This window comes from Plantibacter sp. CFBP 8804, from assembly GCF_014841225.1.
In the GTDB taxonomy this organism is placed as follows: Bacteria; Actinomycetota; Actinomycetes; order Actinomycetales; family Microbacteriaceae; genus Plantibacter; species Plantibacter auratus.
Genome location: NZ_JACYTU010000003.1, coordinates 17524 through 41733 on the forward strand (window position 1 = coordinate 17524; position 24210 = coordinate 41733).

Consider the following 24210-nt stretch of genomic DNA (forward strand, 5'->3'; position numbering starts at 1 on the left):
TGGACGGGCGACCCGGTGTCGGGCCGCGGTCGATCATCTCCGCGTAGGACTGTAGTCGGTCACCTGTTGATCACCGCTGAAGAAGCCGCTCGCCGAGTCCAGGTAGGCGTCGACGCTCGGGTCTCCCGACGACGACGTCTCGTCCGCCATCATCTCGTACCGCTGCGCGTTGTGGGCACTCGCGATCCCCGGATCCTGCTGTTCCGGGTTGACGCCGCCCAGTCGCGGGGCGTCACCCTGGACCGTCGTCCAGTTGGCCGAGTCCGGGTTCCCCTGTCCGTCGAGCCGGGCGACCGGATCCTCGTTGAACTCCATCGAGAGGACCTGCACGTCGTCGGGGATGTCGAACCGTGCGATCGGCGAGCCCGCCGTGACGACGTGCGTGACGTTGTAGCCGAAGTCCGGGTCCGAGGCCAACGACCCGGCGGTGATCCCGCCGAGGCTGAAGCCCTCGAGCATCACCGGGTCCGTCGGAGGGATGCCGGCGGCGGCCATCGCGTCCTTCACCGCCTGTCCGAGCGCCGTCTGTTCACCCTGCATGGCAGCGATGTCCGAGGTGAGGTCGTTCGAGATCGCGCCACCGTGCGGATCCCAGACCTGCGTGCTCGGGATCTGCACGATCCAGCTCGGCGGCGGTCCGGCCGACTGGATCACGCGGATGTTGCTGAGCTCGTCCTCACCCTTGTCGATGTCCGCCGAACCCTGCAGGAGGTCGCCGAGGTCGGTGACGGTTCGGTCCCGAGGCACGGCGAGCGGCTGTGAGGGGTCGTCGGGATCCATGGCGAGGCCGCCCTGCCCGTCGTCGAAGAGGCCGAACCGGCCGCCACCGGTGGCGATGGCGTCGATCGCCTGCTCATAGGTGAGCGGCGGCCAGCCCTGGCCGGTGACGACCGACATGAGTCCGTTGAAGCCGGGCAACAGCCCGGGGAGGAAGGTGAGGCCGGTCAGCAGGCCTGGGGCGCCGTCCGTGAGGATGTCCTCGATCCACGCGTTGTCGCCCAACCATTCGTTGGCCGCCTGACCTGCGATCGGAGCGAGTTCCTGCAGTCTCGCGAGTGCGTCCGCATACGTCGCGGCGGTCCGGTCGATGACCTCCTGCGGTGAGTAGGCGGCGATCGAGTTGGCGGTGAACAGTCCCGCGACGCCGGCCGGCGAGAGCAGCAGCCAGGGGTTGTCGCCGATCTGGTCCAGCGTCTGCTGGGCGCCCTCGACGAGCGAGTCGACACCCTCGACGACGACGTTGACGCCTGCCACGGTGAGCATCCACGCCCCGCCCACCACCGCCACGCCCGCCGCTGCGACGAGGCCGACCGGCACCGCGAGGACGCCGATGACGAAGGCGACCCCGTTGTGGAGTGCGACGGTCGCTGCGGCGATCAGCTGGTCGGCGGTCTCGTAGGCGACCACGGCGCCCTCGAGGAAGACGGCGGAGACGCCGGTCTCGGTCGCCACGAGGAGCAGGGAACCGGAGGCGAGGACGATGGCGCCTTCCGCAGCCGCCCCCGTCACCGGCGACAGGATCATGGATTCGAGCAGGTCGCCGTCGACCGCTTTCGCAGCGGCCGTGCCCGAACGCCCGATCAGCTCGGTCGACAACGTGGCGAGTTGCTGCGCCTGCAGTCGCATGTCGTCGAGCCTCGCGCCGACGCCGCCGGCTCCACCGGAGACCGTGATGCCGCTCATGCCCGTGCTCCCTGGATGGTCGCGGCGATCGCCAACACCTCGGCGACGATGTCCGCGCGACGGACGGCCCGGAGCGAGACCCGGGTCCCCTCGGCGACGGTGGACGGGTCCATACCCGCCGCTTCGACGTCCGGAGTGTCGACCGCCACGGCGACCCAGCCGTCGGCACCACGGAGCCACGTGTCCGTCCAACGTCTCATGGGCTCCCCGCTCCGGGAGAGTGCGTCGAGCCGGAAGCCGCCGTCGATCCGCTGGGCGACGCCGCCGAGGAGCACTGCGGCCTGCGGGCTGTGGAGCTGTTCGACGACCGCGCCGACGACGTCCGGTCGGTCCTGGCGGAGCGCGAGGACGAGCGCCTCGGCGTCCGCGAGCGGGAGGACGACCACGTCGGTCGAACGACCCCGCGCGTCGGGGACGTCGTGGAGCGCGGAGAGGGGTCGCAGGAGTTGCTGGGCCAGCCCGGCGGTGTCGAAGGCGCGGATCTCGACGGCGTCCTCGTCGCGCGCGGCCGTGCCGTGCTCGGCGACGGACGCGTCCGAGTGGTCGACCCGCTGCGTCCGCAACAGCGCCAGGGCGTGCGCGCCGATCACGGAGACGGACTGGATCGCCGTCCGGTCGAGGGTCCAGCAGGAGGCGTCGACGGCCGCCGTCGCGAACTGCGGCATCGACAGGAAGGCGGCGAAATCGGGATCGACGTCAGCGGTGAGGTCGTCCGGGAGGCTGTCGTCGCCGCGGGCGAGGAGTCGCCGCTCCCGGAGCCGCGCGACGGCTCGCTGCTCGCGCTCACGGACGTCAGCGGGCGACACGTCCGAACCCCATTCGGTGTGGAAGGCGGGCGGCAGCACGATGTGCGGGGTGCGGTGCTCCAGGACGTGGAGTTCGTCCGCGGTCAGCAGGAAGGCTGCCGTGGCCGGAGCCGGGCGGGTACGGGTCATGGGCATCAGGGGGTCCATCCTCGGCTGCGGTAGAGGTCTGCCAGGTCCAGCCAGCTGCGGTCACCGGGTGTCGGAAGCGATGGCGTGGAGGCGACGATGTCCTTGGCCTGGTGCACGAGGAAGTCCGGGACCTCCTGGCCGAAGAACTCGAAGACCTTCGCGGCGCCGTCCTTGACGGTCTCGACCGCGCCGGAGACGAGGTTCACGGCGTCGTTCCAGCGGTCGCCCACCCAACGGGCTGCGTCCTCGATGAGCTGCTTCACGTGCTCGACGGCGGTCGCGTGCGCGTCGAGCTTGTCGGCCGCGTCGTCGAGCTGCGTCGCCGAGTTCTCGAGCGAGACCGCCCGGGTGCCGAGCTGCTCGATGAAGGTCTCCGCCGCGGTGGAGGTCCACGCGAGCTCGGCGGCCGAGCGGAGGTCTCCGGCACGGCTACGGACCTCGGTCGCGAGCGTTCGTAGCTCCGTCGCGCGGAGGCGGATCTGTTGGGTGTCGCCGTACACTGCTCGCTCCTCGTCGCGTGGTGCTGCGTCGCTGTCGCCGTGGGTCGCCTTCGCCGGAAAACCCGCGCGCCCTCACCGACACCTGGTCGGGAGGGCGCGCAGAGCGAAGCCGACGGTGGTGACTACTGGCCGGCGCCGGCAGCGAGAGCTGCGTCGGTCTGCTCGAGCGTGGTCACGGCGTTGTTGAGGTAGCCCGACAGCTTGTCGAGGTGCTGAATCGTGACCGTCGCGCTCTGCGTGAAGGCCGTGTAGGTCTCGTTGAAGGTGCCGGACGCGGTGTCGGTCTGGAACCCGGAGGACACGAGGTTGTTGATGAGGGTCTGGAGGCGGGTGAGCGTGGTCTCGACCTCGCCCTTACCCGTCGTCAGGTTGACGGCGGCCTGCTTGATCTCGCTGTAGTTGACGTTGATGTTGGCCATGAGTCTTGCTCCTTCGTTGTGGTCACCGGCACCGTCGGTGCCTTCATCATGTAACCACAACGCCTCGCGGGAGCACATGGGGAGCACTCCCCATGCAGTCCCCATCCGGGGACGACGCCGCTCAGGAGACGGGGAACTCGGGCGCGATCGGCAGCTGCACGCGCGACAGCGCACCGCGGTTCGCGTACATTCCGCGCCCCTGCGGGAAGTCCTTGCGTGCGAGCCGGGGGAAGGTCGTCCGGAGGACGAGGTCGCCCTCCATCTGCTCCGGCTGCAACAGGATGCCCCGCCTGGCGCTCTTGATCTCGCCCATGAGCGGCCAGGACGACGACCAGCCCGACACCTCGTTCTCGGCGATCACGAGATGGTCGCTGCGCTTGATGGCCTTGATGAGCTCCACGAGCGGTGGGTCGGCGATGCCGTTGAGGTAGTCCGACAGCGTCTCGATGACGACGACCGTCCGGCCGGTCACCGTCTCGGCCGCGATCGCCGCGGACAGCGCCTTCGCCTGCTCGGCGATCGTCTCGGGGGTGACGGCCGACTCGTCGAAGCGAAGCTCCCGCAGCAGTTCCGAGCGCTTGGAGCCGAAGTAGACGAAGCGCGTCGCCGGATCGAAACGTCGCATGGCACCGACCAGGGATGCGACGGCGTTCGTCCGACCGCTGCCGGGAGGGCCGCCGACGAGGAACGCGCCGGTCGGGTCGAACCCGATCGGTGCGAGGTCGGCGTCGCCGATGCCGAGTACGGGGCGGTCGCCGACCCGCTCGGGCAGTTCGCGCGCCTCGATCTCCTTCGGCAGTGCGCCGATCGGCGGGGCCGTGATCGTGGCTCCCGCACGGGACATGGCCTCCGCGAGCCGGACCGTCGCGACCGACTGGTCCGACAGCACCGGAGAACCACCGAGGATCGCGACCTGGACCTCGAGTCCGTCGACGATCGCCCGGCCGGCGGGCGACTCGGGGCCGAGGATGTCCTTGGGCACGCCGAGGAGCTGGTAGCCGGTCTCGTCCGCGAGGCGCAGCACCACGCGTCGCTGCACACCGGAGCTGATGTTCGTCGGGACGGAGCCCGGGCGGTCGGCCGAGAACGCGATGTTCACGCCGAGCTGCCGGCCGTCGGTGATGAGCTGCTGGAACAGCGTGTACCAGGAGGACAGGCCGAGCGTCGTCTCGTACTCCTGCCGGAAGGACTGGAAGCCGTCGACGAGCAACAGGATGCGGCGCTCGTCGTTGCGACCCGAGACGCGGCGATAGTCGGTGATCGAGGACGCGTTCGCCTCGGCGTACCGGACGCTGCGCTCGTCGACGATCTCCTTGATCCGGCGGAGCAGTCGGATGACGCGCTCCTGGTCGTCGCCGGGGATGATCGAGCCGACGTGCGGCAAGGCCTCCAGCATGCGGAGGCTGCCCGCGCCGAAGTCGAGGCCGTACACCTCGACCGGACCGCCACGCGGCGTGATGCCAGCCGCCGTGGCGAGGGTGCGCAGGACCGTGCTCTTGCCCGATCCGCCGGTGCCGAACACGGCGATGTGGCCGTCGACGTCCGGCCGGAAGTAGACCGGGCGCTGCTCCTGCGAGTCCGGGAGGTCGGCGACACCGATGAGCAGTTCGGCGTCGGACCGCTGACGGAGCTTGCTGAGGTCGTAGACGGGCGCCAGCTCGTCGAGCCAGGGCCGTCGTGGCGCCGGGATCGATGCCCGGTCGGCTGCGGCGATGATGCTCGCGACGAGCCGCTGCTGGTCGGTGGGGCCGAGGTCGCGCTCCTCCTCGGCGTCGGCAGCGCGGGGCTCCTCCCAGCGCGTCTCACCGCCGAAGCGCAGCTCCCGGACCTCGATGTCGGAGCGCTTGGGCTCGTCGCTCGTCCAGCCGCCCGCATAGCCGGACTGGAAGATGCTCAGGCGGCCGGGACCGGTCTTCGCGATGCCTCGCCCGGGGACACCCGGATCGAAGTGCGCCGCGTCCTTGACCCCGACCACGTCCTGGCTGTCGGACTCGTCGGCCATGCGCAGCGCGACGCGGAGGTTGGTGTTGGCGCGCAGGTTGTCCTTGATGACGCCGGCAGGCCGCTGGGTCGCCATGATGAGGTGGATCCCGAGCGAGCGACCACGCTGGGCGATGTCGACGACGCCGTCGACGAACTCCGGGACCTCGCCGACGAGGGCCGCGAACTCGTCGATGACGAGGACGAGGGCGGGCGGCGAGTCCGGGTCGCCCCGCTTCTCGAGCTCGAGGAGGTCCTTGGCCTTCTTCCGGTTGAGCAGGTGCTCGCGGAAGTGCAGCTCGGCGCGGAGGCTCGTGAGCGCCCGCCGGACGAGGTGCGGGCTGAGGTCGGTGACGAGTCCGACGCAGTGCGGGAGGGTCACGCAGTCCGCGAAGGCCGAGCCGCCCTTGTAGTCGACGAAGAGGAACGAGACGCGGTCGGGGCTGTACTCGGCCGCCATCCCGAGCACCCAGGCCTGGAGGAACTCGCTCTTACCGGCACCCGTCGTCCCGCCGACGAGGGCATGGGGGCCCTGGGCGCGGAGGTCGAGGTGCATGGCGTCGACACCGCCCGATCCGACGGTCGCGCGCAGCTGGCCGGCCCGGCGAGGCTTCGGCGGGAGGCCGGGCGTGCGGTCGTGGATCGAGGAGTTCTGTCGCCAGCGGTCGACCACGGCGTCGCTCGAGGTCGTGAGCTCCGGGCCGAGCAGCGTCACCATGGACACCGACCGCGGGAGGTCGCTCGAGTCCTCGACGAGGGCACCGGCGTCGATCACGGACGCCATGCGTCGCGCGTAATCGAGGGCCGTCACCGGGTCGACGAACTCCGGGCGCGCGTCGTCGACGGAGTAGCCGAGGCGGACCATGCCGACCGTCGCCGGTGCGTCCACGCCGGCCCCGGACTCCGGGACCTGCAGGAAGGTGCGGCAGGCGGCGGGGAGTGAGACGACGTCGTCGGCGATCCAGATCGGGAAGACACCCGCGTCCGCCGCGATCTCGGCGAGCTGGACGAGGCGTGCGCGGTCGACGCCGACGTCGTCGGAGATGAGCAGGACGATCGCGGGGATCGGGGACTTCGTGCCGGTGTCATTGGAGCTCTTGGTCCCGATCTCCGCGCCGCGCTCCTGCGCCGCCTGCTTCTCGGAGATGGCTCCGCGTCGGGCGTCGCCGGCCCGGGCCGCCTGCAGGCGGGTCTGGACGAGTTCCTCGATCGCGGCCAGCAGTAGGTTGCCGCTCGACACGCTGTCGGCGAGGTGACCGACGTCGAGCGGGCTGTTTGGCGACGACGCGTGCGGGAGCCACTTGACCCACGAGAGGGCGTTCGACCACGCGGGCGAGACGATCGCCGAGACGACGACCTCGGCCGGCGAGTGGAGGGCGGTGAGCTGGACGAGGATGCCGTTCACGGCTCCCCCGGCGGTCTGCGGTGAACCGGCGATGCCGAGCGCGCCGGCGTCGTAGAGGTTGTCGATGATCGGCACGTCGGCGACGGTGGCGTACTGGTCCTTGAGCTGCTCGAGTCGTTCCTGGAACTCCGGCAGGAAGCTGTCGCGGGCCTTCGCCGAGACCTCGTTGCGCGACGGCATCGTGCCGACGCCGAGCCGGAGGTTCAGGAAGGACCAGTGCTCCGGGCGCCTGGTCCACAGCAGCGGCCCCCGCGTGAGCGCGTGCTTGAGCGCCTCCGAGGTGGACGGTGCCTCACGCATGCGGACGTCGTGCTCGATCTCCCGCTCGGCCGCGAGCTGCTTCCCGAGGGACTCGAGCCGTTCGTCGAAGATCTTGATCTGCTGCTTGAGCTTGCGCTTGTTGCGCCCGCGACCGGTGAAGTAATTGCCGATGAGCATGAGCGGCGTCATGGCGATGAAGATGAGCGACAGCGGGTTCTTCGTGAAGAAGTACATCGCGCCACCGAGGAGCATGGGCGTGAGCATGCCGAGGAGCGGGAACGGCTGGTTCTCGCGCTCGGTCGGCGGCTCGGGGGCGGGGAAGGTCTCCCCCGCGTAGCGCTGTTCGACGCGCGGCGAGCGGTTGAAGTACACCGGTCCGGCCTTCGGGACGACGCCCGCGCGACCGACGGTCCCGGCGAAGCCGATCTCGACCTCAGTGTCGCCGATGAGCACGCGCTCCGGCTCGATGACCTTGAGTCGTGGGACGATGCCGCCGTCGACGACGATGCCGTTGGCCGCGCCGAGGTCGACGAGTTCGATCTCGCCGCCGACCTCGAGGCGTGCGTGACGCTTCGAGACGAGCGGATCGTCGAGGACGATGTCGCAGCTCGCCTCGCGACCGATGGTCCAGCTGCCGGCCGGCAGGGTGAACTCACGGCCGGCGTCGTCGCCGGAGAGGACCCGCACGACGGCGACGGCAGGCGCCTGGCCGGTGCGCGCCGCGGAATAATACACACCCGCGTCGGCGAGCTCGATGACGGCACCCGAACCGACCCACGCCTCGCCGATGGGAGCCTCCGGCGGGAGCGGCAGGGTCTCGGTCGAGCCCGGCAGACGCGCGTGCAGCGTGAAGTCGGCGTTCGCGGAATCGGGCCCCTGCGGGTCGACGCGCGCGATGGTCGACGCGACCTCGGCGATGCTCGCCGCCGCGTCCGTCGTCACGACGATGTCGGCGGACGACCCCGACGGCCTGGTCAACGTCAGCTTGATGCGCATGCAGGATCCCCTTGGAAGTGCGGGCCGCTCGACGCGACCTCGATCAGCCTAGCGACGACGGAGCGAGCCAGGATCCGGAGTGCGCCGTGTCCGACGTCCGACCAGATCAGTCGGTCTGTGGGCGGACGATCTGATCGACATCCGTCACAGAAGACTCCTTCGGGGCCGGATCGAACAGCCCGACGGCGGGATCAGCAGTCGCGCAGTCGAGGTTCGGCAAGCCGACGATGGCGTCGAGGACGGTCCGGCCGTCCTCGGTGCGCTCGAGGCGGTACTCCGCTCCGGCCGTGTCGAAGGATTCCGGAGGAGTGCCCTGGGGCGACGACCAGTCGAGCGCGACGCATGCCTGGACGCTCGCACTTCGACCGTCCGCCGACACCTCGACGCTCTGCGGTTCCAGCGGCTGCGGTCCGGGGTGCACGTCGGTCCGCTCTCCGGCCTCGACACGATCCCGCGCGCCGCGCCAGGCGGCCGACCGCACCTCGTACGTCGTGGATTCGACCAGCTCCGGCAATTCGAAGTCGTTGCGGTTCTGTGCCACAGCGAGGGCGGTCAGCGCCGACCGAGCCGCTTGAACCCAAGCATCCTGTTCGAATTCGCCCGAAGGCTCTCCGTCAGCCCAGACGACATCCGGGAACGGTTGTCCGGACGTCGATGGCGCGGTCGGTGTGCACCCGGTCAGCGCGATGAGGATGGCGGTGAGTCCTCCGACAGCAGTCAGGCGCAATCGAATCGTCACTCCGGATCCTCCGGTCCGCCGGCCCCGCGATAGGCGTCGCTGTAGCGGCTGGCGAAGCCGTCGATCTTGAACCCGCCGTCCTGCGAATCGAGCGCCGCATTGATCTTCGTCTCGTTCTCCTGGAACCAGTCCTCGAGCGCCTCCGTATCGAGTCCGGACGGGTCGGGCACGCCTTCCGGGCGCTGTGATTCCCACACGATCTGAGCGACCATGATCCGGATCGCCTGCCGGTTGTCGGCCGCCTCCCCACCGAGTTCCTCGGCCAGGGTCGCGTGGTTGTTCGCGAACGCGGCGACGTCATGTGCCTCGGCGGCACCGATCAGTTGTCCGAGCACATAGCCCTGTGCGATGTCCGCGGCACCGCCGAGTCCAGGCACGGGGATGAGACCGATGGCGTCGGAGAGCATCCCGAGTGCCGCCTCGATGGCCTCGTCCTGGCGGGTGGCCTCGCCGAGTGCAGCGCCGTCCGCCGCGCCGTCGAGCAAGCCTTGGAGGACGACGACACGCTGCGTGAGGCCGGGCACGGACGCGTTCTCCGCCGAAGCGGCCTCCGTGAGAGCGACCTGGTAGCTCGACACCACGTCCCGCAGCGCCTCCGCACCGGCGGGGTGGTCACCGACCGCTCCGAAGATTTCGGCGAGGACCGACTTCGAGACGCGGGCGTACTCTCTCGGATCTCCCGTGCCGAACACTTGCGACACCAGCGTCGAGCCGCCGTCATCGCCCTCCGCGTTCAGCGGATCCTCGACGAAGCCCGGGATCTGCGGTGTCAGGGCGGCGACCATCTTGATCGACGCGATCTCGCTGATGTTCTCAGTGAGGAACTGGTCGTTGCCGGCCAGCGCGTTCATCACGTCGTGAGTCAACGTCGCGGCACGCCCCCACACTTCCGGGGAGTAAGCACCACTCCCGTCCGCCGGCCCACCGGTGGCGTTCTGGGCGCCTGCCCAGAGGCCGGCCGGGCCCTCGAACTGGTCATACGTCGACCAGTCGCGCTCGCCGTACCAGTAATCGACCCGGTTCTCACCGAGCGTCCCTTCACCCGTGACGCCGTCCGCCTCAGTGCTCGTCAGCCAGTCGAGCGCCTCGTCCGGGTATTGACCCAGCGTGTCGAGCACACGGCCGGCGAGGTCGACGACCCGGAGACCGGAGAGACCGGTCTGCTCCTCCTCGAGCAACGCGAGCGTCGTGCCACCCGGCATGGGCGAGCCGTCCTGCCAAATGTGGTAGTTCCCGCGCTCCTCCTGATCGATCATGTCGGCGAGCGCGAGCGTGGTGGTGACACCGATCGGGGCGTTCGTCGGGTCGCCGAACAGGAAGCCGATCGCCGCGGGGTCACCGCCGACGGTCGTGCTGGCGTTCGCCATCATCTCTTCGGCGAAGGTCTGACCGGTCAGGGGCGACCAGCGTTCCGAGCCGACCGACAGGCCGCCACGCACGCTCTGCGCCAACGCGAGAGCTGCGGCGGCCGGGATGCTGCCGTCGAACGCGCCACGGCCCAGCTCGTCGACCAGGCTCACGACGTTCTCGCCACCCATGGCGAGGTTCATCTGCGCCATCACCTGCGGGTTCTTGCCGTACAGGTCGTAGAGCGTCTGCAGGTTCGAGACGTCCGCCTCGGAATAGTCGCCGGAGGCGATCTGGTTCCCGAGCTCGGCCATCGCCTGTGCCACTGCGGTCGGCGTCAGCGAGCCGGAGTCGGTGATGCCGATGGCGGCGAGTGCCTGACGCTGTGCCTCCCAGGCGGTCGCGTTCGGTGGGGTCAATGCGAGCACCAGAGTGCTGTCAGCCAGGGTGCGCTCATCGGCCAACCCCTCGAGCGCGTTGCGGGCCAGCGTGAGGTCGCCCATCGCCGCCTGCTCCTGCAGCTGGCGGTGCTGCGCCTGCTCCGGAGTCGGGCCACCTGCGGGGTCCGCGTATTGGCGGTTGATGACCTGGTTCGACTCGAACATGGTCTGCTTCACCGACGTCGCACGCGTGGCGATTCCGGATACGGTCTCGGAATACGCGCCGATGGCCGTCCGAGCTGCGCTCAGGGCGGTGGTGACCGCATCGATCGTCGCGGCCGGGGTGTCGAGCGAAGCGATCCACGTGGTCGAAGCATCCCCGCCCCACACCTCGGGCGTCACACCCGCCTGCGCGTTGGTCGCGGCCGTCCGAGCCTCGCCGAGGGCCGTCTCCACGGTCTGCAGGCCGGTCGCGGCCGTTCCGAGCGATCCGGCGTCGAAGAGTCCCGGATCCTCCCTCGTCCAGTTCCCCATCAGTTGGCTCCTTCTGCCATCAGTGCCTCGGTCTCCTGCCACGTGGCCGCGGCGTCCCTGGCGATCTGCGCGGCGTTCGTGATCTGACCCGACGCGAGCATCGTCTGCACGGTCGCCCACATGGCGAAACTCTCGGCGGCGCCTGAGACAGTCGAGCTGGAGCTTCCACTCAGGTCGACGGCCACCTCGGTCGGGAGGGCGTAACCGCTCGTCTCCAGTCCGGACGCGATCGTCCGAATGGTGTCGACGTCGACTCTGAGCTGATCCCCGGCCATAGTTCCCCTTGGGTCGTCACGGAACCGGCGACCGTTTGACGGTCACCGACAGCGGGTTTCGCCCCGCCGGCCACCAGCGTATCCGAGAGCTCGGGAGGCGACGATGGGGAGCACTCCCCATGCCCGACGACGTTCTCAGCCGACGACGACGCGGATCGGGAACTCGCCGATCCCGATGGTCGAACCGGCTTCCGCGACGTAGGCCTCGCCTGGCTGGCAGACGGTGACCGCGCCGGACGCGTCCGTGATCGTCGTGCCGTTCGTGGAGTGCAGGTCCGTCACGCGGAGCGACCGTCGTCCGGGTACGACGACCGTGTGCGTCTTCGAGACGGACATGCGCGGGTCGACGAGCGAGCGCAGCTCGGCGTCGGGCTGTTCCGGCCGCGCCGCAGGGTTGCGTCCGAGCAGGATCGGCCCGCGGAGCGGGATGCGCTCGCCGTCGGGCAGCTCGAGCGCGAAGTCCCCGGCTCGCAGCGACGCCGAGACGACGGTGGCACCGAGATCTGCTTCCGGCGTCGGGATCACGGCGTCCGCCACCGGCCGCGCCGGCGCCGGCGCGTTCGGCTCCGGCGCACCCGGGGATGCCGGTGCACCGGCGAACAGTCCCGGGGGAACGGTGATCTGCAGCTCCGGTGGGACCGAGGACGTCGATGCGGCCGGGGCGCGTGTCTGAGCGGGTGCGACCGGCGGCTCGCGGAACTGCGGCTCGGCAGCAGGTGGCGTGACGACGACCGGGGTCCCTTCATGCGCGGAGCCCGCGGGAGCCCACGTCGGTTCGGGAGCCGGAGCTGCGGGAGCCGGGGCCCCAGGGACCGGAGTCTCGGGAACGGCACGCTCAGGAGCCGACACCTGGACCGCCGGAGCCTCGAAGACCGGAGCCGGCTCGGCGGACGTCGGTGTCGAGACGGCAGGGGACGGTGTCGGCGCATCGGCGGTCATCGGACCCCATCCCGGGGCGACCGGTCCGTCCGTGACGGGGACGTATGTGGGCGCACCTGCAGGAGACGCTTCTGCGCTCGTCGGCGCCGCTGCGGGACGCGGAGCGAGGACGGTCCGAGCACCGTGCACGCGCAGAGTGGCCGAGGCGTCAGGATCGGACTCGCTCACCAGCTCGGCGAGCGCGCGCAGGAAGGTCAGGAACGGCTCCTGTCCGAGCAACGAGCGCTGACGCCGGCGCTTCTGGACGCCGTGCTGCATGATGAACGTCGCGGCGGCCGTTCCCCGTGCGGACGGGGCGGTCGTGATCGCGAAGGCGAGCAGTGGAGCCGGATCGTCGACCGAGACGACCCGCAGGCGGATGTCCGCGCTCGTCCCACCGTCGATCGCGACGTAGTGCCTGGTCTGCTGCGCATCCTCACCGGAGGCGGCGACCGCACGTTGGACGAGCGCGACGACGTCGTCGGCGGTCCCCGCGAGGTCGAGATCCAGACCGGTGTCGGTCAGGTCGGGTGATCTCATCGGTGGTTCCTCCCCAAGCGCCGTCGGCCGACGACGGCAACGGCAACGGCAACGGCAACGGCAACGGCAACGGCAACGGCAACGGATCGATTATCGCCTACGCCGTCGCCCTCGTGGGGAGGGACGAGAGGCGCACCTCGCGCGAACCGGGGCGGACGTCGCATCGGCTCACCGCGCGTCGTGCTCCCACGGCCAGCGCGGGGTCGGACGTCGGCCGGTCGACGACGTCGCGACGGCGGCGGCAGCGAGGACGATGACGACCGCCAGCACCCCGACGGTGACCGAGAACGGCCCGGTCAGTGTCGTCACGGCGAAGGCGGCGGCGTCCGCTCCGTCCCGGCTCGCGATCGCGTCGAACACGCCGCCGCTCAGGCCGTACGCGAGCCAGGCGAGGAGCCCCGCGAGGACCGCGGAGCCGACCGAGACGCGCAGCGGTGTGCGGCGCGTCTCACGGATGATCGCCCAGAGGACCACGATCGTGGCGACCACGACCATGAGCGGACCGGTCAGCGGGCCGGCATCCCGGTCGGTCACGACGTCGAGGTCCGCCAGCAGGCTGATGAACCCGAACGCGCAGACGACGAGCGCCACGTAGGTGACCGCCGCGAACGGGGCGATCCACCAGGGACCGCGCGCTCCGTCCGCGTCACCGGTCATGCTCAGCGGGCGGTCGTCGGTCCGGCCTCGAGGACGCGCTCGTACTCGGCGCGGGCCTCGAGGTTCGCCTCGCGCACCTTGCGGCCGCGGGCGGCGATCCAGCCACCGAGCCAGACGGGGATCTCGCGGGCGACGACGAAGGCGAGGACCGGCCCGAAGGTGAAGGCGACACCGGTGACCTCGGCGAGGATCTCGTCGACGCTGAGGGTCCACGCGCGCTCCTGGATCAGGAACCCGCCGACCCACGCGAGGAAGACGACCAGGCCGATGATGAAGCCGCCGAGCACCCAGTGCACCCAGCCGGAACGGTTCACGATGGTCGCCGTGACGACCCAGGCCAGGAAGAAGCCTGCGGCGGCCATGAGGAACGGCCAGCTCGTGGCGATCTGGATGAGGTTCTCGACGAACGTGCCGTCGCCTTCCAGCACCAGCTGAAGGCCCGCGACGGCTGCTGCGTAGAGGGCGGCGAAGATGATGGTGCCGAGGAGACCGATGAGGATGCCGAAGCCGCGGTTGCCGCGGACCTCCGGCTCGGACGGCGCCTGGACGTACAGCGGGAAGGCCTGCTGCTGCTCGGTCTCCGCTGCGGTGGCGGTCTCGGTCGCGCCGGAGCGGGCGACCGGCTCGTATGCGGCGGCGGGGTACGGGTGGGCACCGGTGTCGGCCTGTCGGGTGGTCGCCGTCGACGTCGGGGTACCGGAGGTGTCGTCGTCGTCGAAGTCGATGTTCGAGTACGCGCGCTGCGGCGTATGCGGCTGGTACGGGCGGGTCTCCCGCACGCCGGCATCCGACGCCGTGTCGTCGCGGTCGGCGACCCGACGGTCGTCGACGACCGGGTCCGCTCCGACGCCGTCCGCCGTGGTGATGATGTCCTGCTGCACGGTGTCCTCGGAGAGGATGTCCCGCTCAGCTCCGGGCCGCTCGGCCACGGACTGCTCGGACGCGGTCGCCGGACGCTCGGAGCCAGCCGCGGTCTGGGCAGCCGCCGGAGTGCTCGGGTCGGTCGGCGATCCGGGCTCGGGGTTCTGGGTGCTCATCGCGTACTCCTTCGGCGGAAGCCAGTTCAGGAGCGCCCTCACGGCGCTCCGCTCGCCACGGTAGCAAGCCGGGGCACCGATGCCCGGCAAGCTCGCCGGGACTCGCGCACTCCCGTCGACGCGATTCAGGTCTGATTCATATCCGGAGGAAACGGTCTCCTCAGCTCCGCGCGCTTGAGTGGGAGCGATAACAGACACCTGTCGGATCACTGCCGATCCCGCGACGCCGATCCCCCGACGGCGCATCCCCCGGAAAGGCCCCATGCCCGAGCAACTCCCCCACGACCGTCACGTCGAATCCCGCTCCCCCTTCAAGCGGCTCTCCTCCCGCTACCGCGCCCTCCCCCTGCGCGGGCGACGCGTGGTCGCCGGTACCGCTGCCGGAGCCGTCCTCCTCCTCGCCACCGCGGTGATCACCCCGGTCGCGCTGCAGCACTCCGACGCGACCGGATCCGAGCCGGCCGCGCAGGCTCTGGACGGGACGACGTCCACGGTCCCTGCCTCCACGGTCAACGCCACGGCGGTCACCGCGATCTCCGCCACGACCGGATCCGTCGCAGGCGGGAGCACCCTGACCGTGAGCGGTGTCGACGTGGACGGCGTGACCCGCGTCGTGTTCGGCGAGGAGGAAGCCCGGATCCTGTCGGCGACGAGCACCGAGGTGACCGTCGCCGTGCCGGCAGCCACCGGCTTCTCCCCCGCCGACGTCGGCATCGCCGTCTACGCGGACGATCTCCGGGTCGACGGTGATGCGCTGAGCTACAGCTACGACATCACGAGCCCCGTCGACGCGCAGATGGCCTACGTGTTCACGCACTGGAACGACTACAACCTGGCTGAATACGGCTCACTGGTCGACACCGACTGCGCGAACTTCGCCAGCCAGAGTCTGCTGGAACGCGGGTGGACGATGGACGAGGACTGGTGGGCCGAAGGGACCGGCGACGACTTCGACTTCTCGAAGACCTGGGTCAGCTCGACGTTCTTCATGAACTACGTCGAGGAGCACCCCGAGCTCGCCACCGCCCTCGACGACACCCAGCGCGACCAGGTCAAGGTCGGCGACATCGTGCAGTTCGACTGGGACAACAGCGGCGACCGCGACCACACGGGCATCGTGTCCAAGGTCGAGACCACGGACGCCGGCACCCAGGTGTACTACGCGGGGCACACCGACGACACCGACTACCGAACCGTCGACGAGGCGATCACCGTCATCCACCCCGGCGCCTCCGTGTACTACTGGAGCATCGCCTAGCCCGCTGTTCGGTGTCAGGCGGGGAACAGCGTCGAGACGATGGTCTGCGTCCAACCGGTGATGGCGACATTCGCCCAGCGGGTGGCCACCCAGGTGCCGTCACGCAGGAAATGGCGCTCACCGACGGTGTTCCCTGAGGGGTCGGCACGTTCCGTGAAACACATCGTCCCGCCGGTCTCCTCGGAACAGGTGAACCCGGCTTCGGACATCCTGGCCACCGCCGCCGCTTGGACGTCCCCCTCCACCTGGGCCACGTTCGTGAGAATGAAGACCTCACCGGCACCACTCGCCTTCGTGAGGTCACACGTGAGTCGGTCCGTCGGGGTGAGCAAGGCCACCAGGGCCTCGTCGTTCGACCCGAAACTCTCGGACAACAGCGGCTGCGACCAGGCGGGATTCAACTCGAGGAAACCGTCAGCGGTCAGTGACTCGATGTAGCCGGCGGGGAAGAGCTGTGTGCACTCGGTCGGACGCACCGGTGCAGCAGGGGTCTCGGCGGCGTCCGTCGTGGTCGGAGCAGGAGTGGAGCCGGCGGTCGCCGTCGCGCTCGGTGTGCGGGTCGAATCGGCTGCGGGAGTGCCGCCTGGGCCGACGACCAGGAGCCCGATGACGACGATGAGCGCGATCGCCAGCACGCCGGCGAGCACGCTCAAGCCGATCACGACCGGATTGCGCTTCCGCTTGGGTGCCGGAGCGCCGTAGCGGACGTCTGGCTGCACCGGGGTCGCGTCCGGCTCCAGCGGCTGGAACTGGCCGGTGGGCTGCTCGGGCTGATCACTCATCGGACCAGCATGTCGTGCAGAGACCCGCCACACAACTCACCGATGCCCGATTCGTTCGCCCATTCCGGGGCGAACGGGCATTCGCTCGCCCCGGAATGNTTCAGCCCTAGTTGTAGTTACCGGGGGTGAAGTCGTCGGAGCTGAAGCTGTCGAAGTCGACGAAGCTCAGGTCGGACTCGTTGAACGCGCCGTCCTCACCGAAGATGCGGTTCGGGTAACGCTCCGCCTTCGCCTCCTCGGTCGCCTCGACCGTCACGTTGCGGTAGCGCGCCAGGCCGGTACCGGCCGGGATGAGCTTACCGATGATGACGTTCTCCTTGAGGCCGACCAGCGGGTCGCTCTTGCCTTCCATGGCGGCCTGCGTGAGGACACGCGTGGTCTCCTGGAAGGAAGCGGCCGACAGCCACGACTCGGTCGCGAGGGACGCCTTGGTGATACCCATGACCTCCTGGCGAGCCGATGCGGTGCGACGACCCTCCGACACGGCCGAGCGGTTGAGCTCGGCGTAGCGCAGGCGGTCGACGAGCTCGCCGGGCAGCAGGTCGGTGTCGCCGTGGTCGACGACGGTCACCTTCCGCAGCATCTGGCGCACGATGACCTCGATGTGCTTGTCGTGGATCGGGACACCCTGCGAGCGGTACACGCCCTGGACGCCACCGACGAGGTGCTTCTGGACCTCGCGGACGCCCTGCACGCGCAGGACCTCCTTGGGGTCGACCGCACCGACGTGGATCTTCTGACCGAGCTCGACGTGCTGTCCGTCCTCGACGAGGAGGACCGCACGCTTCAGCACCGGGTAGACGACCGGCTCGTCGCCGTTGTCGGGCGTCAGGATGACCTTACGAGCCTTGTCGTTCTCGTCGATCGTGATGCGACCGGCGGCCTCGGCGATCGGGGTCGCACCCTTGGGGGTACGAGCCTCGAACAGCTCCTGCACGCGGGGCAGACCCTGCGTGATGTCGTCCGCCGATGCCGAACCACCCGTGTGGAAGGTACGCATCGTCAGCTGGGTACCGGGCTCACCGATCGACTGGGCCGCGATGATGCCGACGGCCTCGCCGATGTCGACGAGCTTGCCCGTGGCGAGCGAGCGGCCGTAGCAGGCTGCACACACACCGACGGTCGACTCGCAGGTCAGAACCGAGCGCACCTTGATGTTCTCGACACCCGCGGAGACGAGCTTGTCGATGAGCACGTCACCGACGTCCTCGCCGGCCTCGGCGACGACCTCACCCTTCGGGTTGACCGCGGCAGCGGCCAGCGAACGGGCGAACACGGAGTTCTCCACGTTCGGGTCGCGCACGAGCTCACCCGAGCTGTCGGCGTTCGCGATCGCGAGCTCGAGACCCTTGGTCGTGCCGCAGTCGTCTTCGCGGATGATGACATCCTGCGAGACGTCGACGAGACGACGCGTGAGGTATCCCGAGTCGGCGGTACGGAGCGCCGTGTCGGCCAGACCCTTACGAGCACCGTGGGTCGCGATGAAGTACTCCGCGACCGACAGGCCCTCACGGTAGGAGGAGATGATCGGGCGAGGGATGATCTCACCCTTCGGGTTGTTCACCAGGCCTCGCATACCCGCGATGTTGCGGATCTGCAGCCAGTTACCACGAGCACCCGACGACACCATGCGGTTGATGGTGTTGTCCGCCGGGAAGTTCGCGCGCATGGCCTCGGCGACCTTCTCGGTGGCCTCCGTCCAGATCTTGATGAGCTCCTGACGACGCTCGGCATCCGTGGTCAGACCCTTGTCGAACTGGCTCTGGACCTTGGCGGCCTGCTTCTCGTAGCCCTGCACGATCTCGCGCTTGTTCGGCGGGGTCAGGACGTCGCTGAGCGCAACGGTCACACCGGAACGCGTCGCCCAGTGGAAACCGGCGTCCTTGATGTTGTCGAGCGTGGCGGCGACGACCGTCTTCGGGTACCGCTCCGCGAGGTCGTTGACGATCGAGGACAGCTTGCCCTTGTCCGCCACGTCTTCCACGTAGGGGTAGTCCGCCGGCAGCGCCTCGTTGAAGAGTGCGCGACCGAGGGTCGTCTCGACGAGCGCGACACCCGAACCCTCGTAGCCCTCGGGACCCGTGCCCTCGGCGAACGTCACGTCGGTCAGACGGATGCGCACCTTGGCGTTGAGGTCGAGCGAGCCCTGGTCCTTCGCGAGGATGGCCTCGGCGACGGACGAGAAGGCACGGCCCTCACCCTCGACACCCTCCTTGAGGGTGGTCAGGTGGTGGAGACCGATGATCATGTCCTGCGTGGGCAGGGTGACCGGACGGCCGTCGGACGGCTTCAGGATGTTGTTCGACGCGAGCATCAGGATGCGCGCCTCGGCCTGGGCCTCGACGGAGAGCGGGAGGTGGACAGCCATCTGGTCGCCGTCGAAGTCCGCGTTGAACGCGGCACAGACGAGCGGGTGCAGCTGGATGGCCTTGCCCTCGACGAGCTGAGGCTCGAACGCCTGGATGCCGAGACGGTGCAGCGTTGGCGCACGGTTCAGCAGCACGGGACGCTCGCGGATGATCTCCTCCAGCACGTCCCAGACCTCGGGACGGCTGCGCTCGACCATGCGCTTCGCGGCCTTGATGTTCTGAGCGTGGCTCAGGTCGATCAGGCGCTTGATGACGAACGGCTTGAAGAGCTCCAGCGCCATCTGCTTGGGCAGACCACACTGGTGCAGCTTCAGCTGCGGGCCGACGATGATGACCGAACGGCCCGAGTAGTCGACGCGCTTACCGAGCAGGTTCTGACGGAATCGACCCTGCTTCCCCTTCAGCATGTCGCTGAGGGACTTCAGGGCACGGTTGCCGGTACCGGTGACGGGGCGACCACGACGACCGTTGTCGAACAGTGCGTCGACGGCCTCCTGCAGCATCCGCTTCTCGTTGTTGACGATGATCTCGGGAGCCCCGAGGTCGAGCAGACGACGCAGACGGTTGTTGCGGTTGATCACACGACGGTAGAGGTCGTTGAGGTCGGAGGTCGCGAAGCGGCCACCGTCGAGCTGCACCATCGGGCGGAGCTCCGGCGGGATGACCGGGACCACGTCGAGCACCATCGCGGCCGGCGAGTTGCCGGTGATGAGGAACGAGTTGACCACGCGCAGACGCTTGATGGCGCGGATTTTCTTCTGACCCTTGCCCTCCGCGATCTGGTGGTGGAGCAGCTCGGACTCGGCCGCGAGGTCGAAGGACAGCAGGCGCTTCTTGACCGCCTCGGCACCCATGTAGGCCTCGAAGTACAGGCCGAAGCGGTCCTGCAGCTCGTGGAACACGGAGTCCTCGGGCTTGAGGTCGCCGACCTTGAGGTTGCGGAAGTCCTCCCAGACGCGCTCGAGGTGAGCGATCTGCTCGTCGTAGGACTTGCGGGTCTGGCTCATCTCCTTCTCAGCGGCGTCCTTGGTGCGACGCTTCTGCTCGCTCTTGGCGCCTTCCTCCTCGAGGGCGACGAGGTCGTCCTCGAGCTTCTTCAGGCGGTCTGCGATGCGCGAGTCGCGCTGGTCGCCGAGCGTCTTGATCTCGAGACGGAGCTCGTTCTCAAGGCCGGGCATGTCCTGGTGACGTGCGTCCTCGTCCACATCGATGACCATGTAGGCCGCGAAGTAGATGACCTTCTCGAGGTCCTTGGGCGCCATGTCCAGCAGGTAGCCGAGGCGCGAGGGGACACCCTTGAAGTACCAGATGTGCGTGACCGGGGCGGCGAGTTCGATGTGGCCCATGCGCTCACGGCGCACCGACGACTTCGTGACCTCGACACCGCAGCGCTCGCACACGATGCCCTTGAAGCGGACCCGCTTGTACTTGCCGCAGGCGCACTCCCAGTCGCGGGAAGGACCGAAGATCTGCTCACCGAACAGACCGTCCTTCTCGGGCTTGAGGGTGCGGTAGTTGATGGTCTCGGGCTTCTTGACCTCTCCGTGCGACCAGGCACGGATGTCGTCTGCGGTGGCCAGACCAATGCGAAGCTCGTCAAAAGTTGTGACGTCGAGCAATGTATCTCCTATGAAAGGTTTCGTCAGTCTCTACAGTGGTCAGGCTTAGATCTCGTCGATGGACGACGACTCGAACCTGGAGGAAATGTTGATCCCGAGCTCCTCGGCGGCGCGGAACGCGTCGTCGTCGGTGTCGCGCAGGCTCACCGCGGTGCCGTCGGCCGAGAGGACCTCGACGTTCAAGCACAGCGACTGCATCTCCTTGATGAGCACCTTGAAGCTCTCGGGGATACCCGGCTCCTGGATGTTCTCGCCCTTGACGATGGCCTCGTACACCTTGACGCGGCCGAGGATGTCGTCGGACTTGATGGTCAGGAGCTCCTGGAGCGCGTACGCGGCTCCATAGGCCTCGAGGGCCCAGACCTCCATCTCACCGAAGCGCTGTCCACCGAACTGAGCCTTACCACCGAGCGGCTGCTGCGTGATCATCGAGTAGGGACCCGTCGAACGCGCGTGGATCTTGTCATCCACGAGGTGGTGCAGCTTGAGGATGTACATGTAGCCGACCGAGACCGGCGCCGGGAACGGCTCGCCGGAGCGGCCGTCGAACAGACGGGCCTTTCCGGAGGAACCGATGAGGCGGTCGCCGTCGCGGGTGACGTTCGTCGAGTCGAGCAGACCAGCGATCTCCTCCTCGGAGGCGCCGTCGAACACCGGGGTCGCGACCTTGGTGTTCGGCTCGGCCGAGTGCGCGGCAGCCGGGAGCTTCTTGGCCCAGCTGGGCTTGCCCTCGACGTTCCAGCCCTGCTTCGCGATCCACCCCAGGTGGATCTCGAGGACCTGACCGAAGTTCATTCGACCGGGGATACCGAGCGGGTTGAGGATGACGTCGACCGGCGTGCCGTCCTCGAGGAACGGCATGTCCTCGACGGGCAGGATCTTCGCGATGACACCCTTGTTGCCGTGACGGCCGGCGAGCTTGTCGCCCTCGGTGATCTTGCGCTTCTGGGCGATGTAGACGACCACACGCTGGTTGACGCCCGAGCCGAGCTCGTCGTCGCCGTCCTGTGCGTCGAACACCTTGACGGCGATGATCGTGCCGGCTTCACCGTGGGGAACCTTCAGCGAGGTGTCGCGGACTTCGCGGCTCTTCTCGTTGAAGATGGCGCGGAGCAGGCGCTCCTCGGCGGAGAGCTCGGTCTCACCCTTCGGCGTGACCTTGCCGACGAGGATGTCGCCGGGGCGGACCTCGGCACCGATGCGGATGATGCCGCGCTCGTCGAGGTCCTTGAGCAGCTCCGGGCTGACGTTCGGGAGATCACGGGTGATCTCCTCCTTGCCGAGCTTGGTGTCGCGGGCGTCGACCTCGTACTCCTCGATGTGGATCGAGGAGAGGACGTCGTCCTTCACCAGGTTCTGGCTGAGGATGATCGCGTCCTCGAAGTTGTGACCCTCCCACGTCATGAAGGCGACGAGGAGGTTCTTGCCGAGCGCGAGCTCGCCGTTCTCCGTGGCGGGGCCGTCGGCGATGACCTCGCCGGCCTCGATGCGTGCACCCTCGGAGACGATGACGCGGTTGTTGTAGCTCGTGCCCTGGTTGGAGCGGTCGAACTTGCGCAGGTAGTAGGTCTGCGTGCCACCCTCGTCGAGCTGGACGGTGACGGACTCGGCCGACACCTCCTGGACGACGCCGGCCTTGTCGGCGGTGACGACGTCACCCGCGTCGATGGCTGCGTAGCCCTCCATACCGGTACCGACGAGCGGCGAGTCCGACATGAGGAGCGGGACGGCCTGACGCTGCATGTTGGCACCCATGAGTGCGCGGTTCGCGTCGTCGTGCTCGAGGAACGGGATGAGGGAGGTCGCGACCGACACCATCTGGCGCGGGGAGACGTCCATGTAGCCGATCTCCTCGGACGGGATGAGGTCGACCTCGCCGCCCTTCTTCCGGGCGAGGACGCGGTCCTCCTGGAAGTGGCCGTCGCTCTTCAGCGGAGCGTTGGCCTGCGCGACGATGTAGTTGTCCTCTTCCATCGCGGTCAGGTAGTCGATGTCCTCGGTGACCCGGCCGTCGACGACGCGACGGTACGGGGTCTCGATGAAACCGAACGAGTTGATCCGCGCGAACGATGCGAGCGAACCGATGAGGCCGATGTTCGGGCCTTCCGGGGTCTCGATCGGGCACATGCGGCCGTAGTGCGACGGGTGGACGTCTCGCACCTCGACGCCTGCACGCTCACGCGACAGACCACCGGGGCCGAGCGCCGAGAGGCGACGCTTGTGGGTCAGACCCGCGAGCGGGTTGTTCTGGTCCATGAACTGCGACAGCTGCGAGGTCCCGAAGAACTCCTTGATCGCGGCGACGACGGGGCGCACGTTGATCAGGGTCTGCGGCGTGATGGCCTCGATGTCCTGCGTGGTCATGCGCTCGCGGACGACGCGCTCCATGCGGGACAGACCGGTGCGGACCTGGTTCTGGATGAGCTCGCCGACGGCGCGGATGCGACGGTTGCCGAAGTTGTCGATGTCGTCCGTGTCGAGACGGAGGTCGACGGGCTTGCCGTTGCGGACACCCGGGAGGGTGGCCGTGCCGCGGTGCAGGGCGACGAGGTACTTGATCGTGGCGACGATGTCGTCGGTCGTCAGGACGGAGTCGCTGAGCGGCTTGTCGAGACCGAGCTTGTTGTTGATCTTGTACCGGCCGACCTTCGCGAGGTCGTAGCGCTTCGAGTTGAAGTAGAAGTTGTCGAGGAGCGCACGCGCGGCCTCGGCTGCGACCTGCTCGCCCGGACGGAGCTTGCGGTAGATGTCGCGGAGCGCGTCCTCCTTGGTGAGGATCGTGTCCTTCTCGAGGGTGAGCTCGATCGACTCGTAGCCCTTGAACTCCTCGAGGATCTCCTCGCTCGTCATGCCGAGCGCCTTGAGGAACACGGTGACGGACTGCTTGCGCTTGCGGTCGATGCGGACGCCGACCTGGTCGCGCTTGTCGATCTCGAACTCGAGCCAGGCACCGCGGCTCGGGATGACCCGAGCGGAGAAGATGTCCTTGTCGGAGGTCTTCTCCTGAGCCGACTCGAAGTACACGCCCGGGCTGCGGACGAGCTGCGAGACGACGACACGCTCGGTGCCGTTGATGATGAAGGTACCGCGCTCGGTCATGAGCGGGAAGTCGCCCATGAAGACCGTCTGCGTCTTGATCTCACCGGTGAGGTGGTTCATGAACTCGGCCTCGACGTAGAGCGGGGCCGCGTACGTCTTGCCGCGTTCCTTGCACTCGTCGATGGAGTACTTCTCGGGCTCGAGGTACGGGTTGGCGAAGGAGAGCTGCATCGTCTCGCCGAGGTCCTCGATGGGCGAGATCTCCTCGAAGATCTCGTCGAGGCCGCTCTTCGTGGGCAGGTCCTGTCGGCCGGCCTGGGTGGCTTCTGCGACGCGTGCCTTCCACACGTCGTTGCCGACCAGCCAGTCGAAGCTCTCGGTCTGCAGAGCCAGGAGGTCTGGAACCGTGAGCGTGTCGGTGATCTTCGCGAACGAGAGGCGGGATGCTCCGCGGCCGTTCTTGGGTGAGTTGGTGGTTGCGTTGCGCGCAGCAGCCAAGGGGATAACCTCCGGAGGCCTGTTGGGGGCCGAGTTACT

At 68.7% G+C, this 24210-nt stretch carries 14 protein-coding genes and 1 pseudogene; 1 reads left to right on the plus strand and 14 read right to left on the minus strand.

Annotated elements, in window-relative coordinates; translation table 11 throughout:
- Positions 1-33: 33 nt before the first annotated feature.
- The 11 genes and pseudogenes from IFU11_RS08230 to IFU11_RS08280 form a co-directional block, all read right to left on the minus strand.
- Positions 34-1683 (minus strand): hypothetical protein, encoded by a 1650-nt coding sequence (locus tag IFU11_RS08230; RefSeq protein ID WP_192018643.1) that lies wholly within the window; start codon positions 1681-1683, stop codon positions 34-36.
- Positions 1680-2624 (minus strand): hypothetical protein, encoded by a 945-nt coding sequence (locus IFU11_RS08235; RefSeq protein WP_192018644.1) that lies wholly within the window; start codon positions 2622-2624, stop codon positions 1680-1682. Before IFU11_RS08235 ends, IFU11_RS08230 begins: the two co-directional genes overlap by 4 nt.
- A pseudogene (locus tag IFU11_RS08240) lies at positions 2624-3121 on the minus strand (hypothetical protein); the annotation flags it as partial. The pseudogene IFU11_RS08240 and the gene IFU11_RS08235, both read right to left, overlap by 1 nt.
- A 119-nt stretch (positions 3122-3240) precedes the next feature.
- Positions 3241-3537 (minus strand): WXG100 family type VII secretion target, encoded by a 297-nt coding sequence (locus tag IFU11_RS08245; RefSeq protein ID WP_192018645.1) that lies wholly within the window; start codon positions 3535-3537, stop codon positions 3241-3243.
- Positions 3538-3658: 121 nt separating this feature from the next.
- A complete protein-coding gene (locus IFU11_RS08250) occupies positions 3659-8179 on the minus strand; it encodes an FtsK/SpoIIIE domain-containing protein (RefSeq protein WP_192018646.1) in 4521 nt (1506 codons plus the stop codon).
- A 106-nt stretch (positions 8180-8285) separates the two neighbouring features.
- Positions 8286-8720 (minus strand): hypothetical protein, encoded by a 435-nt coding sequence (locus IFU11_RS08255; protein ID WP_137242174.1) that lies wholly within the window; start codon positions 8718-8720, stop codon positions 8286-8288.
- 194 nt (positions 8721-8914) lie between these two features.
- Positions 8915-11179, minus strand: a complete 2265-nt coding sequence (locus tag IFU11_RS08260; protein WP_192018647.1) for a hypothetical protein — start codon at positions 11177-11179, stop codon at positions 8915-8917.
- A complete protein-coding gene (locus IFU11_RS08265; protein WP_137242176.1) occupies positions 11179-11454 on the minus strand; it encodes a hypothetical protein in 276 nt (91 codons plus the stop codon). Before IFU11_RS08265 ends, IFU11_RS08260 begins: the two co-directional genes overlap by 1 nt.
- A gap of 135 nt (positions 11455-11589) precedes the next feature.
- Positions 11590-12912, minus strand: coding sequence for an FHA domain-containing protein (locus IFU11_RS08270; protein WP_192018648.1), 1323 nt, complete (start codon positions 12910-12912; stop codon positions 11590-11592).
- A gap of 168 nt (positions 12913-13080) precedes the next feature.
- On the minus strand, positions 13081-13569 hold the full coding sequence (locus IFU11_RS08275; RefSeq protein WP_137242178.1) for a DUF6121 family protein: 489 nt from the start codon (positions 13567-13569) through the stop codon (positions 13081-13083).
- A gap of 2 nt (positions 13570-13571) precedes the next feature.
- A complete protein-coding gene (locus IFU11_RS08280; protein ID WP_191940611.1) occupies positions 13572-14606 on the minus strand; it encodes a hypothetical protein in 1035 nt (344 codons plus the stop codon).
- 262 nt (positions 14607-14868) lie between these two features.
- On the opposite strand from IFU11_RS08280, the gene IFU11_RS08285 reads away from it, so the two are divergent.
- Entirely contained in the window at positions 14869-15864 is a 996-nt protein-coding gene (locus IFU11_RS08285; RefSeq protein ID WP_192018649.1) for an amidase domain-containing protein, read from the plus strand.
- Positions 15865-15878: 14 nt separating this feature from the next.
- Here IFU11_RS08285 and IFU11_RS08290 read toward each other — a convergent pair whose 3' ends face one another.
- The 3 genes from IFU11_RS08290 to rpoB form a co-directional block, all read right to left on the minus strand.
- The gene (locus IFU11_RS08290) at positions 15879-16646 is read right to left on the minus strand and encodes a hypothetical protein (protein WP_192018650.1); all 768 of its coding nucleotides are present in this window, start codon (positions 16644-16646) and stop codon (positions 15879-15881) included.
- Between the two features lie 106 nt (positions 16647-16752).
- Complete coding sequence (locus IFU11_RS08295) at positions 16753-20634, minus strand: DNA-directed RNA polymerase subunit beta' (RefSeq protein WP_079705238.1); 3882 nt, start codon at positions 20632-20634, stop codon at positions 16753-16755.
- A 45-nt stretch (positions 20635-20679) separates the two neighbouring features.
- Positions 20680-24171, minus strand: a complete 3492-nt coding sequence (gene rpoB, locus IFU11_RS08300; protein ID WP_079001671.1) for a DNA-directed RNA polymerase subunit beta — start codon at positions 24169-24171, stop codon at positions 20680-20682.
- Positions 24172-24210 lie beyond the last annotated feature (39 nt).

Coding starts and splice junctions, on each gene's coding strand:
- IFU11_RS08230 (WP_192018643.1), bottom strand. CDS start 1,683: ATGAGCGGCATCACGGTCTCCGGTGGAGCCGGCGGCGTCGGCGCGAGG.
- IFU11_RS08265 (WP_137242176.1), bottom strand. CDS start 11,454: ATGGCCGGGGATCAGCTCAGAGTCGACGTCGACACCATTCGGACGATC.
- IFU11_RS08250 (WP_192018646.1), bottom strand. CDS start 8,179: ATGCGCATCAAGCTGACGTTGACCAGGCCGTCGGGGTCGTCCGCCGAC.
- IFU11_RS08245 (WP_192018645.1), bottom strand. CDS start 3,537: ATGGCCAACATCAACGTCAACTACAGCGAGATCAAGCAGGCCGCCGTC.
- IFU11_RS08260 (WP_192018647.1), bottom strand. CDS start 11,179: ATGGGGAACTGGACGAGGGAGGATCCGGGACTCTTCGACGCCGGATCG.
- IFU11_RS08285 (WP_192018649.1), top strand. CDS start 14,869: ATGCCCGAGCAACTCCCCCACGACCGTCACGTCGAATCCCGCTCCCCC.
- IFU11_RS08270 (WP_192018648.1), bottom strand. CDS start 12,912: ATGAGATCACCCGACCTGACCGACACCGGTCTGGATCTCGACCTCGCG.
- IFU11_RS08275 (WP_137242178.1), bottom strand. CDS start 13,569: ATGACCGGTGACGCGGACGGAGCGCGCGGTCCCTGGTGGATCGCCCCG.
- IFU11_RS08290 (WP_192018650.1), bottom strand. CDS start 16,646: ATGAGTGATCAGCCCGAGCAGCCCACCGGCCAGTTCCAGCCGCTGGAG.
- IFU11_RS08235 (WP_192018644.1), bottom strand. CDS start 2,624: ATGCCCATGACCCGTACCCGCCCGGCTCCGGCCACGGCAGCCTTCCTG.
- IFU11_RS08280 (WP_191940611.1), bottom strand. CDS start 14,606: ATGAGCACCCAGAACCCCGAGCCCGGATCGCCGACCGACCCGAGCACT.